13 protein-coding genes are annotated in these 16,132 nt (G+C 50.5%); 3 read left to right on the top strand and 10 right to left on the bottom strand.

The window, feature by feature from the left end:
- Positions 1-81: 81 nt before the first annotated feature.
- The 8 genes from cydX to rpoZ form a co-directional block, all read right to left on the bottom strand.
- On the bottom strand, positions 82-306 hold the full coding sequence (cydX, locus tag A918_RS22470; protein ID WP_022711967.1) for a cytochrome bd-I oxidase subunit CydX: 225 nt from the start codon (positions 304-306) through the stop codon (positions 82-84).
- Positions 307-339: 33 nt separating this feature from the next.
- Positions 340-1,488 (bottom strand): cytochrome d ubiquinol oxidase subunit II, encoded by a 1,149-nt coding sequence (gene cydB / locus A918_RS0115645; protein WP_022711966.1) that lies wholly within the window; start codon positions 1,486-1,488, stop codon positions 340-342.
- A 21-nt stretch (positions 1,489-1,509) separates the two neighbouring features.
- Complete coding sequence (locus A918_RS20750; protein ID WP_022711965.1) at positions 1,510-3,090, bottom strand: cytochrome ubiquinol oxidase subunit I; 1,581 nt, start codon at positions 3,088-3,090, stop codon at positions 1,510-1,512.
- A gap of 200 nt (positions 3,091-3,290) precedes the next feature.
- Positions 3,291-4,868 carry a peptide ABC transporter substrate-binding protein gene (locus A918_RS0115635; RefSeq protein WP_022711964.1) on the bottom strand — a complete coding sequence of 526 codons (1,578 nt, stop codon included), beginning with the start codon at positions 4,866-4,868 and terminating at the stop codon, positions 3,291-3,293.
- Positions 4,869-5,021: 153 nt separating this feature from the next.
- Positions 5,022-5,744: a helix-turn-helix domain-containing protein gene (locus tag A918_RS0115630; RefSeq protein ID WP_028233878.1), complete on the bottom strand. Its 723-nt coding sequence runs from the start codon at positions 5,742-5,744 to the stop codon at positions 5,022-5,024.
- 367 nt (positions 5,745-6,111) lie between these two features.
- Positions 6,112-6,690 (bottom strand): orotate phosphoribosyltransferase, encoded by a 579-nt coding sequence (gene pyrE / locus A918_RS0115625; protein ID WP_022711962.1) that lies wholly within the window; start codon positions 6,688-6,690, stop codon positions 6,112-6,114.
- A 9-nt stretch (positions 6,691-6,699) separates the two neighbouring features.
- Positions 6,700-8,934, bottom strand: coding sequence for a bifunctional (p)ppGpp synthetase/guanosine-3',5'-bis(diphosphate) 3'-pyrophosphohydrolase (locus A918_RS0115620; RefSeq protein ID WP_022711961.1), 2,235 nt, complete (start codon positions 8,932-8,934; stop codon positions 6,700-6,702).
- Between the two features lie 414 nt (positions 8,935-9,348).
- Entirely contained in the window at positions 9,349-9,750 is a 402-nt protein-coding gene (rpoZ, locus tag A918_RS0115615; RefSeq protein ID WP_022711960.1) for a DNA-directed RNA polymerase subunit omega, read from the bottom strand.
- A gap of 486 nt (positions 9,751-10,236) precedes the next feature.
- Here rpoZ and A918_RS0115610 point away from each other — a divergent pair, with 486 nt between their 5' ends.
- The gene (locus A918_RS0115610; protein WP_022711959.1) at positions 10,237-10,809 is read left to right on the top strand and encodes an NYN domain-containing protein; all 573 of its coding nucleotides are present in this window, start codon (positions 10,237-10,239) and stop codon (positions 10,807-10,809) included.
- Between the two features lie 16 nt (positions 10,810-10,825).
- Positions 10,826-11,530, top strand: coding sequence for a uracil-DNA glycosylase (locus A918_RS0115605; protein WP_022711958.1), 705 nt, complete (start codon positions 10,826-10,828; stop codon positions 11,528-11,530).
- Positions 11,531-11,579: 49 nt separating this feature from the next.
- On the opposite strand, the gene smpB is transcribed toward A918_RS0115605, so the two are convergent.
- On the bottom strand, positions 11,580-12,056 hold the full coding sequence (smpB, locus tag A918_RS0115600) for an SsrA-binding protein SmpB (RefSeq protein WP_022711957.1): 477 nt from the start codon (positions 12,054-12,056) through the stop codon (positions 11,580-11,582).
- Between the two features lie 234 nt (positions 12,057-12,290).
- Entirely contained in the window at positions 12,291-13,175 is an 885-nt protein-coding gene (gene dapA, locus A918_RS0115595; protein WP_022711956.1) for a 4-hydroxy-tetrahydrodipicolinate synthase, read from the bottom strand.
- Positions 13,176-14,112: 937 nt separating this feature from the next.
- Here dapA and A918_RS0115590 point away from each other — a divergent pair.
- Positions 14,113-16,132 (top strand): lytic transglycosylase domain-containing protein (locus tag A918_RS0115590; protein ID WP_033316187.1); only part of this gene is annotated, 2,020 nt, incomplete at its 3' end.

The raw sequence follows: 16,132 nt of genomic DNA, 5'->3' as shown, positions 1-16,132 counted from the left end.
CCGGAGAGAAATCCGCGGCAGTCGGATAAGATGTATAGCGGGGTACGGCAAGAGAAGCATAATGTCTTGCCGCAATCTCCGTCATACTTTTTGTCCTTTACCGGCAACAGCTGCCTGTTCGTTCAGTTTCATTTCCGGCGCAGACGGCATGTTTTTCATTTCCGGCGTAACCGGCATGTTTTTCATTTCCGACGCAAGCGCCGGGGCGCGCACCAGCACGTCATTGCGCAATTCAAACCACATGGCATTGAAAATTGCGAAGGAAGAGGCCAGTCCCAATCCAAGGATCCAGGAAAAGTACCACATTTCATTGTTCCTTTTTCTTTATTCTTCAAAGGGTTAGTAAGCATTAGGCGTATTATCGACACTGTCTTTAGTAATCGGGCCGCGCATCACGCTATAGACCCAGCTGGTATAGAGAAGAATGAGCGGCAGAAAGATCACTGTCGCGATGAGCATGATGAACAGGGTCAGATGGCTGGACGATGCATCCCACACTGTCAGGCTTGCATTTGGCATGACCGAGCTTGGCAGCAGGAACGGAAACAGTGACACGCCCGCTGTGCTGATGATCCCGAAAATACCGGCACTGCTGCACAAGAAAGCCAGCGTACCTTTGCGGCAATGCAGAGCAATAAAGCTCAGAGCCATACCGGCAAAGCCGAGCACAGGCGCAATCAGCATCCAGCTATGTTTGGTGTAGTTTTCCAACCAGACACCGGAACCAGTTGTCACAGTCTTGAGCATCGGATTGGACGGCCCCGCAACATCCTGCACGGAAGTGACCACATAACCGTTGATACCGAAAGCAAGCCACACACCGGCAAGCGCAAACAGAACCACGCTGAACAGCGCTGCAATCTTGCCGAAGCTGCGCGCCCGTTCAGCCACAACACCCGGAACACGGGCAACAATCACTGTTGCACCATGCGCAACCAGCATGGTCAGGCTGACCAGACCGCATAGCAGTGCAAAAGGTGTCAGCAGGCCGAAGAAATTGCCGTCATAATAAATGCGCATCGCATTATCGAAACGGAACGGCACACCGAGCAGAACATTACCAACAGCAACACCGAAGATCAGCGCCGGTACGAAACCACCGATAAACAGTGCCCAGTCCCATGTGGAACGCCATGCGGTATTTTCCACCTTGCTGCGGAATTTGAAACCGACCGGACGCAGGATCAGAGCCAGCAGAATGGCAATCATCGCCAGATAAAAGCCGGAGAACGACACCGCATAAAGTGCAGGCCATGCGGCAAAAATCGCGCCGCCGCCGAGGATCAGCCAAACCTGATTGCCCTCCCATGTCGGGCCGATCAGATTGACCAGCATACGGCGCTCTTCATCGGTTTTAGCCGCGAAAGGCAGCAGAGTGCCCACGCCAAGATCAAAACCGTCCATGATCGCGAAACCGATCAGCAGAACACCGAGCAGCAACCACCAGATCAGGCGCATTGTTTCATAATCTAAAGGAATATTGGTCATTATCTTGCTCCTTTCGCCTGATTAACCGTTGCTCTGCATATTCAGGATGGCCGCATCCTGTGCCATATCGACATCAGGGCGTACCGGTTCTTTTGGTCCGGCTTTAACGGTACGAACCATCAGCCAGATCATGATGCATAACAAAGTGGTGTAGACGGTCAGGAAGAAACCAAGACTGATGACCAGATCAGTCATAGTGAGATTGGAAGCCGCATAGAATGTCGGCAGCACGCCCTCAATCGCCCAAGGTTGGCGGCCATATTCCGCAACAATCCAGCCTGCTTCAATCGCAATCCACGGCAAAGGCAGTGAGAACACAGCGATTTTAAGCAGCGCACGATTGGTATGCTCATTAATGCGATGTCTGCTCGCCAGAACAAAGGCAATTGCAAAAAAGGCGATGAAATAGAAGCCCAGCGCCACCATGACACGGAACGACCAGAACAAAGTGCCGACACTCGGAATTGTATCTTCCGCAGCCTTGCGGATTTCCTCAGGTGTGGCGTTCTGAATATCATCCCGATAACGCTTCAGCAGCAGGCCATAGCCGAGATCATGCCAGTTGGCCTTAAAGGCCTCGCGGGCTTCAGCATCATTCGGGTTTGCACGGATATGATCCAGCTCAACAGAAGCCTTGATACCGTTTTCGATGCGCTTTTCAGCCATATCCACCAGATCATGGATGCCCGGCAATTCCGTTGTCAGACTGCGGGTGGTAATGAGGCCGAGAACATAAGGAATATGCACTTCATAACTGTTTTTGCCGTCGCCCGGAATGGCGAACAGGTTAAAACCGGCCGGTGCAGGTTCTGTTTCCCACATGGCTTCCATCGCAGCGATTTTCATCTTCTGCTGTTCGGTGGCCACATAGCCGCTTTCGTCACCCAGCACGACGACGGAGAGAGCAGCAGCCAGACCGAAAGAAGCGGCAACGGTCACAGAACGTTTTGCCAGTTCCACATGCTTACCGCGCAGCAGATAGATACTACTGATTGCGATGATGAACATGGCACCCGTTACATAACCGGCACTCACCGTGTGCACGAATTTTGCCTGTGCAACCGGATTGAACAGCACAGCCATAAAATCTGTGACTTCCATACGCATTGTATCAGGATTGAAAACCGCGCCGACCGGATTTTGCATCCAGCCATTGGCAATCAGAATCCACAATGCGGAGAAATTGGCGCCAAGCGCCATCAGCCATGTGACGGTGAGATGCGCCACGCGCGACAGACGCGCCCAACCAAAAAAGAACAGGCCGATAAATGTGGCTTCAAGGAAGAAGGCCATCAAGCCTTCAATAGCCAGCGGCGCACCAAAAATATCGCCGACATAATGGCTGTAATAGCTCCAGTTCATACCGAACTGAAACTCCATCACGATCCCTGTGGCGACGCCCATGGCAAAATTGATGCCGAACAAAACACCCCAGAACATGGTCATGCGACGCCAGATGTCGCGACCGGTCATGACGTAAACGCTCTCCATAATCGCCATCAATAATGAGAGGCCGAGCGTCAGGGGGACAAAAATAAAATGATACATCGCCGTTGCAGCGAACTGCAATCGCGACAGATCAACGACAGTAAAGTCAATCATACTTCCAGCCTTTTATCATTCGGATAACCGCCGCTCCGCAACGGGAAAGCAGCTTGCCGGATCCGTTTTCTGCAAACGGATCGTCCTCCCTTATCGCTGGTGTAACAAAGGTGTGAAAAAGCGCATTGATCTGGATCAATGGCTGTAAAACAAAAAAGGGCGGGGAAATGCCCCGCCCTTTGCTCAAAATTTGTCTGTGCCTATTGCTTCAGCGACAGCCATTGTGTGGCGTGGACATTCTTCAGATTATCGTGCCAGCCTTCCAGCTGATCTGAAACCAGCGCCCGTGACGCATAGGTAAACAGCGGAATGACAATCTGTTCCTGAAGCAACAGGCGCTCAGCATCGGCCAGCATCACCGCACGCGCTCTGAGATCGGTTGTCACCGTGGCCTTATCCAGCAAAGCGTCATAGGTTTTATTGAACCATTTTCCATAATTGAAACTACTGTCACTTTTATAGAGAAACAAAAAGCTTTGCGGATCACTGTAATCCCCGATCCAGCCATCCCTTGCCAGATCAAATTTTCCGCCTTCGCGCAGATAATTGAAATAGGTCGTGCCCTCCATTTCATTCAGCTTTGCCTTGATGCCGATATTTTTCAGCATATCCGCAATGGCAGCCATGACATTTTTATGGTTCTCGGATGTATTATAAAGCAGCTCAACCGTCAGACTGTCCGGCTTGATACCTGCCTCTTTCAGAAGTTCTTTCGCTTTATCTTCACGGTCGAGAATATCCTGATTGGCATAATCCTGACGCACATCGCCACTGATATAATTATCAATTTCCGGCGGCACTAAAGAATAGGATGGCAGCATTGTCCCGCGCCAGACTTCTCTGGCCATAAAATCGCGGTCGATCACCATCGAAATAGCGCGGCGCACACGGGCATCTTTCAGCGGGCTGCCGTCTTCCCCCTTTATATCGAGAAAATAGCTGCCCAATTGCGGGGCAATGCGCAACTGAGTGCCAAATCTCTTGCGCACATAATCCATCTGCTCGGCAGGCACATCGGCACAGACCTGCACCTCTTTTGCTTCAAACCGGCGCATACAACTGGAGCGGTCTTCAAAAGGCAGCCAGTTCACCACATCAATTTTGACCTTATCCGCATCATAATAATAGGGATTTTTCTTCATGATGATTTTGTCATTCGGCACAAAACTGGTCAGTTGATAGGCACCATTGCTCACCAAATTTCCGGGAGCGGTGAATTTTTCGCCGTATTTTTCAACGCTTTTGCGATGTAAAGGCAGTGCCGTGTGATGTGCCATCAATTGCAGAAAATAGGGCGTCGGCGCTTTCAGTGTGAACTTCACCGTATAATCATCCGGTGCTTCCACGCCCAATTGCTCAGGCGGCAACTGTCCGCGGGAGATTGCTTCGGCATTTTTGATCGGAAACAGCACATTGGCATAGGGTGCGGCTGTTAGCGGGTTCATAATACGGCGAAAAGAATAGACAAAATCCTGCGCGGTAACCGGATCACCATTCGACCATTTTGCATTATCGCGCAGATGGAAAATATAGCCCACGCCATCCGGTGACATTTCCCATGATTTTGCAACACCGGCGATGATTGCGCCTTTGGCATCTTCCATCACCAGCCCCTGATAAAGATCAGCGAGAAGCGCTGCTTCATCGACCGTTGATGTCAGTTGTTGATTGAGCGAGGACGGATCGCCATTATTGCCACGATTTAAAATGATTTCGGCATTGGCAGATGTAGTGAACACAGAGATCAGCAGACCAGAAATCAATAATGACCGGCGCATATAGCCCCTCCTCAATCAATAAAATAAAGACATAAATAAAAATCCCGCACCGATATTACGCAAGCGCGGGTTCAGGAAAATCCCAATAAAATGCAAAAAGCTGCGTCTGCCTTAGGGGGCAAACGCAGGATACATTCTTAAAAGTATCAGAGATCAGCTTTTAAATTCAGTACCGGCAACGGCTGAAAGCGAACGATGCGAAAGAATGCTCACCGTATTGGCATCCGGCAGATGAATCAGACCCTGAGTGCGCAATTTTGTGAAACAACGGCTGACAGTTTCAATGGTCAGGCCGAGATAATCTGCAATATCCGTGCGGTTCATCGACAAATGTACCGGATTGTCCGGATGGCCGACACGTTTCGCCTGTGCTGAGAGCACCAGCAGGAAAGAGGCCAGTTTCTCAACAGGTGCAAGACGCCCGAGCACCAGCTGATTATCCCGCGACTGGCGCAAAGCCTCACGTGTCATCACATAGAGCCGGTCTTTCAATGCCGGATGCTGATCCATCAGCTCGTCCATCTCATTTACGGAAAAGCAGCATAATGTGGATGGCACAACAGCTTCTGCCGTCTGGGAGTAAGTCCCGTCATCGGCGAGACCTAGATAATCGCCTGGATAGAGAAAACCGGAAATCTGACGGCGGCCGTCCGGCAGCAATGTAAACAAACGTAGCAGACCGGAAGTCAGGCTGAAAACCTTCAGCTTCGGCGCGCCCTCTTCCACCAGCATTTCACCGGTTTCAAGCTTGCGTGAAGACATGATTGCCTCCAGCGCATGCAGCGCATCATCCTGCAAAGCGGCACAGATCGCCATTTTACGCACTTCACAATCAACGCAGGCTCCGCACGGGTCACGGTGACGCTGGCTATGCATTGTCTGAGCTGTAAGAACTGAAACCACGATGATGCCTTGTTTTTACACTTGTCGTTATCGGAAAACCGGTGCCCGCTTTTCCGCGACACGCTCTAACTCTTTGTTTTAAATCGTATCTTATCCGAAAACCGCTTCGCACTTTTCGGGACACGCTCTGGTTTTTTAATTCGTCGTATTATCGCTGACGCTAAATGCTCTGGCACCCCGACGGGTTTTATGTGCAACAATAATTTAAAGAGGCGGGCCGACAGCTGTTCATGTCACGAAGACTATGTTCCTCATGGCATGAATGTTCAGAAATTTCTATATCCCGCCTCGCCCTGCGTCAAAAAACGCTTTGAAAATCAGCAGAGCGTCATGGTTCAGCTCAGATATTACGGCTTCCCGGCTTGATGGCAGGCAGCGCTGCCAGTTCCGGCGGCAGATTATCCTTATCATAGGACGGCACTTCATATTCAGCCAGTGCGATCAGCTTGGTGCCGACATCGGCTTTACCTGCCGAGCGATCAACGATACAGGCAGCAGCCACAACTTCCGCCTTCAAATCGCGCAGCGTGTCAATTGTCTCGCGGATCGAAAGGCCGGTGGTCACAATATCTTCCACGATCACAACGCGGGAGCCTTCCGGCAGTTCAAAACGGCGCAGTTTGAAAACACCATTTTCACGCTCGACCCAGATCGACGGCACGCCGAGATGGCGTGAAGTTTCATAAGACGGGATCAGACCGCCGATTGCAGGGCCGACCACATAGTCAATCGGACCGAGATCAGCGGCTTTGATCTTTTCAGCCAGTGCCTTGCACAGTTTTTCCGTCTTGTCGGCATGCATGAACACCCGCGCTTTTTGCAGGAAAACAGGGCTGCGGCGACCGGAAGTCAGAATAAAATGCCCTTCAAGAATGGCACCTGCCTCACGAAACACGCCCAGCACATCTTCAGTATTCATAACAGCCTCTTATCCGTTAACGCGCTGTGCATCGCTCACACAGGCGCTTTCTTTTAATTGCGTAATAATGCGGTTGAGATGTTTGAGATCCCAAACCTCAAGATCCATAATCATTTCTGTAAAGTCAGGCGCGGTTCGCACCATGGAAAGATTGTGGATATTCGTATCATTGACCGAAATAACCTGTGCAATCTCTGCCAGTGAGCCCGGTGAATTAATGGCGGAAACAGAGATGCGGGCAGGAAAACGCTCATGCATTTCGCCGTCAATATCCCAACGCACATCAATCCAGCGCTCCGGCTGGTCATCATAGGCGGTCAGTGCAGAAGACTGGATCGGATAGATCGTGATGCCGACACCCGGCTGCAAAATCCCGACAATACGATCGCCCGGAACAGCGCCTTCCGGCGCAAAACGCACAGGCAAATCCGAATTCGCACCGCGGATCGGCACAGCATGATTTTGCGCTGCCGCCTGCTTCTGCACATCCTCAGTGCTACCACCCTCCGGTACCTTAAAGATCATGCCTGCAGCATTTTGCAGGTTAAACCAGCCCTTCTCGCCGGTTTTCGCAGGACTACCCGTTGTCACGCGTGTGTCCTGATAATCCGGATAAACCGCTTTCAGCACATCGCCGGAAGCCAGCTCACCGCGACCAACCGCGGCAAATACATCTTCAATATCTTTGCGCGCCAGCCGTGCCAGTGCAGGCTTGAGCAAATCCTTGCTGAACGGCTTGTTACCGCGCTCGAACGCCCGCTCCAGAATACGCATACCCAGACCGGAATATTGCTTGCGAACAGCAGCACGGGTTGCACGACGGATTGCCGAACGCGCCTTACCGGTAACCACAATGGATTCCCATGCCGCAGGTGGAACCTGCGACTTAGAGCGGATAATATCCACCTCGTCGCCGTTTTTAAGCTCGGTCATCAGCGGCATCATGCGGCCATTGATCTTCACGCCAACGGTGGAGTCGCCAATATCCGTATGCACCGCATAGGCAAAATCAATCGGCGTTGCACCGCGCGGCAGCGCAATCAGGCGGCCTTTCGGCGTGAAGCAGAAGACCTGATCCTGAAACAGTTCCAGCTTGGTATGTTCGAGAAATTCTTCCGGATTATCACCTTCAGACAGCGCCTCAATCGTACGGCGCAGCCATGCATAGGCATTGGATTCCGTTGAAATCGCGGTTGGCACCGTATTGCTACGGCCGTCTTTATAGATCGAATGGGCTGCCACACCATATTCCGCCACATCATCCATGGCACGGGTGCGGATTTGCAGCTCTACGCGCTGACGGGACGGCCCGATAATTGTGGTGTGGATCGAACGGTAATCATTCTGCTTCGGCGTTGAAATATAATCTTTGAAACGCCCCGGCACCATCGACCATGTTCGGTGAATAATCCCCAGTGCCTTGTAACAATCATCAACATTATCAACGATGACACGGAAACCGAAAATATCGGAAAGCTGCTCGAAAGACAGGCCTTTGGTTTCCATTTTACGGAAAACCGACCACGGCTTTTTCTGCCGGCTGGAAACATCAGAATGCAGGCCTTTTTCGGCAAATAGCGTTGCCAGATCTGTCTCAATCTTGCTGAGTAGACCACGGTTCTTTTCCATCAGTTCCGCAAGGCGGTCAGTCACCGCACGCCATGCTTCCGGATTGATATAGCGGAAGGCCAGTTCTTCCAGCTCTTCGCGCATATCCTGCATACCCATGCGACCGGCCAGCGGCGCATAAATATCCATGGTTTCTTCGGCAATGCGCAGACGTTTGTCTTCGCGCATCACACCAAGGGTGCGCATATTGTGCAGACGGTCAGCCAGTTTCACCAGCAACACGCGCACATCGTCGGAAATCGCCAGCAGAAGTTTGCGCAGATTTTCCGCCTGTACGGCTTTTTTGGAAACCAGATCGAGTTTTTTAAGCTTGGTCAGACCTTCAACCAGCTTGCCGATTTCAGGGCCGAAAAGCTGGTCAATCTCAGCGCGGGTCGCGTCTGTATCTTCAATTGTGTCATGCAGCAGCGCAATGGCAATGGTTGCCTCATCAAGACGCATATCTGTGAGGATTGCCGCAACTTCCAGCGGATGGGAAAAATAAGGATCGCCGGACGCACGTTTCTGACTGCCATGTTTCTGCATCGCATAAACATAAGCCTTATTCAGCAGCGCCTCATTCACATCAGGCTTATAGTGCTGCACCCGCTCAACCAGCTCATATTGGCGCATCATCAGCCTGCACTCCTCTTACCCGCGCATCAAACAAATCATACATAACGACACCGGCGTCACGACTCCGGAATTTACTGTAAAACGCAACCGGCACAAAGCACTACAGGTTTTAAAGCATATAATAATCCGGCATCTACCGGCATTTTTCATGCGGCATTTTAACGGCCAGAGCATAATTTCTTAAACTTGAAGCAGTTTAAGTTAAAATTATGCTCTTAATTTTAAGTGTTAGAGCGACCATTGTGCGCCCAATGGGACGCACGGCGCTCTAGCCCGAGGAGCCGCCTGATGCGCACAAAATAAAGCGCCACAGAATAATCTGCAGCGCTTTAATAATCCGGTCTTTACTGACACCGGCAATCTGAAAACAATGCCGGATATCTGTTGAAACAGCTTAAAGCGCCTCAACAAAAATCAGTAATCGTCGCTCTTTTCCGGTGCAACCAGACCTTCGATACCAGCAAGCAGATCTTCTTCGCTCATGCTGTCGAATGTCACGATGTCTTCTGCGCCGACAACAACTTCGCCGCCCAGCTCGTCCAGAGCGCCGCTGATCTGCAACGGTGCCGGTGCTTCCGGTTCGTCAATTTCCACATGCTTCTGCAGCGAGTGGATCAGGTCTTCTTTCAGATCGCCCGGTGACAGGGTCTCGTCAGCGATTTCACGCAACGCAACAACCGGGTTTTTATCGTTGTCGCGATCAATGGTAATCTGACCGCCCTGAGAGATCTGACGTGCACGATGGCTGGCAAGCAGAACCAGCTCAAAGCGGTTGTCTACCTTGTCAACGCAATCCTCAACGGTAACGCGGGCCATAGATCGCCCCTTTCATATCTCAAAATTAATTCAGGAATTCTCGATTTCCATAACGCCACTTGACACAAAAAACAAGCAAAAGCGCACATAGAGCGTTTTTGATTTTCCATATCTGTGCGCAAACACAGCTCTCATAGCCTTGAGACTTCATTTTTCCGTCACACAACCCCACAGAATCGCTCCCGATCTTTTAAAATCCTCGCTGTTCTGCGGGCTTTGAAAAACCTGCAATAAAGTCCTCTAAATCGTTTATACTCTTGCTCCCAAATGAATAGATTTCATTTATATGATATTTGTGATATCTTAATCACACATTTTCCCTGTCTTTTCCAAATACGGCAATAAAAACAACCTGTGATTGCTTGCCTTTCTGTAGATGCGCCTTAGAACGCAAACTAGGAGAGGCTTTTTTCAAAACTAAAAATTGAAAAGTGCGGACAATTAATCAGCAAAATATTATTTGCTGAAGAATGGATAATTATCAAAATGTTTGATTCACGCGAAAAAATCGCGCTTTTTATCGATGGCGCCAATCTTTACGCTGCATCCAAGACACTTGGCTTTGATATTGATTACCGCAAATTGTTGAAAGCTTTTCAGAAGCGCGGTTACTTGCTGCGTGCTTATTACTATACTGCACTTGTCGAAGATCAGGAATATTCATCCATCCGCCCCCTGATCGACTGGCTTGATTATAATGGCTACAAGGTCATTACCAAAGCTGCCAAAGAATTTACTGATGCAACCGGCCGCCGCAAGGTAAAAGGCAATATGGATATCGAACTTGCTGTCGATGCCATGCAACTGACTGAAACCGTCGATCATTTTGTAATCTTCTCCGGCGACGGCGATTTCCGCTGCCTCGTGGAAGCATTGCAGCGTCGCGGCCGCAAAGTGAGCGTTGTTTCAACCCTCACAACACAGCCGCCAATGATTTCCGATGAGCTGCGCCGTCAGGCAGACCATTTCCTTGATCTGGTGACCCTGAAGTCTGAAATCAGCCGCGAAGCCAGTGAACGTCCGGCCCGCCGTTTTGAAGAGGAAGAAGAGCTGTACTAAGCTCTTCTGACTTATTTTGCAGTATCCGGAACCATCCCGCGATTGCGCATTCTGCCCCCGCCTTCACGACTTTATTCAAGTCTGGCGGGGCAATGAGCCTTCATGGCATAATGCTCCGGTTCCTGCATTTTTGCCGACAGATCCGCAGAACAGTGCAACAGCGGTTTGCACCACCACCCTGCCCGCTTTTACCGAACGGGCACGCCTGCTGATTATCGGCCTTGCACCGGGTTTACGCGGTGCCAACCGCACAGGTCGCCCCTTTACCGGTGATTATGCCGGTGACCTGCTCTATTCCACTTTGAAAGATTATGGTTTCGCTCAGGGCAATTTTGAAGCGTGGCCTGATGATACATTGACGCTGAATGATTGCGCTATCGTCAATGCCGTTCGCTGCGTGCCACCGGAGAACAAACCGACCGGTGCCGAGATCAATACCTGCCGCCAGTTTTTATCGCCGTTCATTACCGGCCTGCCTAACTTGCAGGCGATCGTCACGCTTGGCACCATTGCCCATCAATCGACAATCCGCGCCCTTGGCCAGCCGGTCTCAAAACATAAATTCGGCCATGGCGCACAAACTGATATCGGACAGTTGCGTATTTTCTCCAGCTACCATTGCTCGCGCTACAACACCAATACCGGTGTTCTCACGGAAGCCATGTTCCGTAATGTATTCAGCAATGTGCGCGATTATCTGAACGATAATCCCCGGAAGTGAGCTCATAAAAAAAAGCCCTGTCTGAGACAGGGCTTTAATATTTCGGGTATTACCCGCGATCACGGAGCAATCGTGATTTTTCACGATTCCAGTCACGGTTCTTTTCCGTTTCGCGCTTGTCATGCAGTTTCTTACCGCGTGCCAGAGCGATTTCGAGCTTCGCACGGCCACGCTCGTTGAAATAGAGCTTCAACGGCACAACTGTCATCCCGTCGCGGGCGATGGAATTGGCCAGACGCACAATCTCTCTCTCGCTGAGCAGCAATTTACGCAACCGCCGCGGATCATGATTGAAACGATTGCCTTGCGTATATTCAGGAATATAGGAATTAATCAGCCAGAACGCATCATTCTCAAAGCTGGCATAGCTTTCAGCGATATTTGCCTGATTGGAGCGCAAAGATTTAACCTCGGTTCCCGAGAGAACGAGGCCCGCTTCAATCACTTCAAGTATCTCGAAATTATAACGCGCTTTGCGGTTATCTGCGATGACTTTGCGTACAGGTGCATTTTTTTTCGTATTCATGGCAGCAATATATATCTGATCCGCAACTTTACTAGAGCATTTCACAGTCAAGTTGGATGAACTTGACGAGCGTGATAATGCGACCACTTTAGAATCCAGAGATTTTCCGGCTTAAACTGCAACAAGCTGAATATAAAAAAGCCTGCCGGTTCAATATTCATGTACCGGCAGGCGATAGATGATTTGCAGCAAAATAAACAGCGTAAACTGTTTAGTTGTGCCGATTGCGCAGAATTACTGATTGAGCAGACCTGCATGACGCAGCGCTGCATCGATTTTCTCTGCGGTTTCAGCCTCAACAGGCATCAAAGGCAGGCGCAGATGATTGGTAATGCGTCCGGTACGTGCCAGCGCATATTTCACGCCTGAAGGGTTCGGCTCCATAAACAAAGCTTTATGCAGCGGCATCAGACGATCCTGAATTGTCAGTGCTGTTGCATAATCACCGGCCAGACAGGCTTCCTGAAACTGTGCGCAAAGACGCGGTGCAATATTGGATGTTACGGAAATACAGCCGCGACCGCCATGAGCGTTGAAACCCAGAGCCGTGGCATCTTCGCCGGACAGCTGAATGAAGTCTGTACCGCAAGTTGCGCGCTGTTCGGAAACACGTTCAATTTTGCCGGTTGCATCTTTCACGCCAACAATATTTTTGTGGTCGCGCACAAGAGCGCCCATTGTTTCCGGTGTCATATCAATGATCGAGCGTCCCGGAATATTATAAATCACCAGCGGAATTGAAATCGCCTTGGCAACAGCGGAAAAATGCGCATAAAGCCCGCGCTGATTTGGCTTATTATAATAAGGTGTCACAACCAGAACAGCATCAGCACCAGCACCTTGCGCATGCTGGGCAAGCTCAATGGCTTCAACAGTATTATTAGAACCGGCGCCGGCTATAACCTGCGCACGGCCTTTCGCTTCTTCAACGCAAACCTCGATTACCCGTTTATGCTCATCATGGGACAGTGTCGGAGTTTCGCCAGTTGTACCAACCGGTACAAAGCCATGCGTCCCCTCCTCGATCTGCCAGTTTACAAGGCCACGGAACGCTTTTTCGTCAAAACCACCCTGCTCTGTAAAAGGTGTGACGATAGCCGTGATTGAGCCCTTAAGCATCGGGTACTCCCAAAAGTTTGCCTGTGTTTTAATATGAATTACATATCAGCGAAAAATCGACCGATAATGCAGTTTATTACGCCGGATTTGCAATCCCGGAATAGTATGCTCTAATTTTAAAGTGTTAGAGCGGATTTTGTGCACCCGATCGGGCACACGCGCTCTAATATTGAAGATCAGGTGACGCAGAAGAAAATCCGGACTGATAATATCAGCCCCGCATCTCCGGCAATTTTTGATTTTGCAAAATCAAAAAAGCCCTGCGCTGCCTGTATGCAATTTCAAACCGCATATATGATGGTTTCTAATATACAGCCCATAAGAATGTTATTATATTCACTACAAATGCCATAGAACGACCATCCATACAGGCCTCGCAGCCGCGTACAGAATGATGGCACCACCACCTGTTCGTGAAAAGTGCTGCACCATAGTCCTGCAAAACTGCTGCATCAAGCAAATTTACGCATATTCATAGGCATTTCATCGCTATGATAAAAATAAACGCGCATTTCGTCAGTCCGACGAAATGTTTTACACATAGCGACGAAAACCTGTCAGCAAGTGATTTGCAATTCATCCCCGTTCTTCTGAGAAACAACAGTCAATACCGGCAAAATTGGGGCGCAAATCACGATGAATTTATGATTAAAAACGATATCAACCCGTCTTTCAGGTAAGGCTTCATTAACATTGCCTTCACAGGTCTGACCTATAATTGGAAGTACAGAAGACCGGCAGCATTCAACAGCATATTCAGAACCTCTGACCACTGAGAGCGACATTTCTATAACTCTCAGTTTTCACTCGGATATCTTAATAATCTGCCTTAAATTTGCTTCAACACGGTTATAACGGATTTGTAATGCGTAAATTTGCACTTTTCGGACAGCGACCAGATCAGTTTTTTTTAGCCCTTACACTTTTAAGTGCAAGCATGGCAGGAAATGTGCTGACAGCCGGTGCGCAGGAAGCTGAAAATGTGCCAACGCCTTTGCTGCGCCCTTTTGCACCAACAGCGATGCGCAATATGCCCGCGCCGATGATGCGGCCGGATCCGACAACCACCGCCACGATACCACGTGCGCAGGCACCGGCCGCCATGAGCGGCAGCCTGAAAACCGCGCTGGATGCCCTGTCTTCAAAAGATGCACGCCGTGCGCTGGCAATCCGCAATGGTATGTCCGCCAGTGATCTCGACCGCCATATCCTGACATGGGCTTTGGCTCTGTCCGGTGCAGACGGCTTGTCGAGTGCTGACTATGTTGCTGCCGCCGCAGAATTGCGTGACTGGCCTGGCATGACCACAGTTCAGCGCAACACAGAACGGGCGCTTTACCGTGAAAATGCCCCTGCCGGCACCGTGATTTCCTATCTCGGAAACCGCAAACCGCAGACCACCGAAGGTATGATCCTGCTGGGTCGCGCTTATCTTGCCAGCGGAAACCGCGCACAGGCACGCCAGTTGCTTGCGCCATGGTGGGCACGCGCCAAGCTCGATACAAAAGATGAAACGCTGATTTTGCGTGAATTTTCCGGCGTATTGACCAAAGAAGATCATCAGACACGTTTTCTGCGCATGTTGTATGATAACCGTCTGTCATCAGCATCACGTTTAGCCACATCAGCCGATGCGGAATCGCTTTATGCAGCCTTTGCTGCCGTGAACAAACGTGCGCCGGATGCGGCGCAAAAGCTCAATGCTGTTCATAGTTCATGGCAGTCAAATCCTGCGTTTTTATTTGCAAAAATCCAGTATCTGCGCCGCTCCGAGCGCTATACGGAAGCTGCCAATCTGATGCTGAAGGCACCGCGTGATGCCAAATCACTGGTTGATCCGGATGCTTGGTGGATTGAGCGCCGCGTTTTATCCCGTGAATTACTGGATATCGGCAAGCCGCAAATTGCATATCGCTTAGCCGCTGCTCACAGTGCGGAAACACCGACTATGGCTGTAGATGCAGAATTCCATGCAGGCTGGTATGCTCTGCGTGCATTGAATGATGCCTCTACCGCGCAAAAACATTTTAGCCGTATTGCTGAAATTTCCTCGCGTCCGATGTCTGCATCCCGCGCCTATTACTGGATGGGTCGTGCCGCAGAATCCGGTGGCGGCGGCAATGCAAAGCAAATGTATCAGCGTGCATCCTATTACGGCACATCGTTCTACGGTCAGCTGGCGGCAGCCAAGCTTGGCAATAATGTTCTGCAGCTGCCTTATCCGAAACCAAGCGCCGCAGATCGTGAACGTTTTGACAGCCGCGAACCGGTTCGTGCAATCCGCCGTCTCGAATCCATCGGCTATGGTAATCGCGCGCAGAGCCTGTACATCAATATGGCGCAGGAACTGAGCAGCACAGGTGAACTGGCGCTTCTCGCTGTCATGGCTGAACGCAACAGCAATCATTACCTGTCACTGCGCGTCGGCAAGATCGCTGCCGGTCGCGGTCTCGATGTCGGAGCATTATCGCATCCGACAGGTGCCATTCCGGCCAATGCGAATATTAAAGGCTCCGGCGCCGCCCTCGCCTATGCGATTGCCCGTCAGGAAAGTGAATTCAATATTTCAGCGGTTTCCAGCGCCGGTGCGCGTGGCCTGCTGCAATTGTTACCGGGCACGGCAAAAGGCGTTGCCCAGCGTGCAGGTCTTGCTTATTCCGATAAGCGCCTGACCACTGATGCCGCTTATAATGCCACTTTGGGTGCGCATTATCTCGGCGAACAGATTGAGCGTTTCAACGGCTCCTATATCCTGACTTTTGCCGGATATAATGCAGGCCCGAGACGCGCCAGTGAATGGATTGCCAAATATGGTGATCCACGCGGGCAGAATCTCGATCAGGTTGTCGACTGGATTGAGCGTATTCCATACACAGAAACCCGCAACTATGTGCAGCGGGTGATGGAGAATTACGCCGTCTATAAATCCCGTCTCTATGGCAATGCCAATATTCAGC

It is taken from the genome of Pseudochrobactrum sp. AO18b (assembly GCF_000409565.1).
GTDB classification, from domain to species: domain Bacteria; phylum Pseudomonadota; class Alphaproteobacteria; order Rhizobiales; family Rhizobiaceae; genus Pseudochrobactrum; species Pseudochrobactrum saccharolyticum.
The sequence above is the reverse complement of the archived record's forward strand: the minus strand, read 5'-3'. Positions and strand labels throughout refer to the sequence as shown.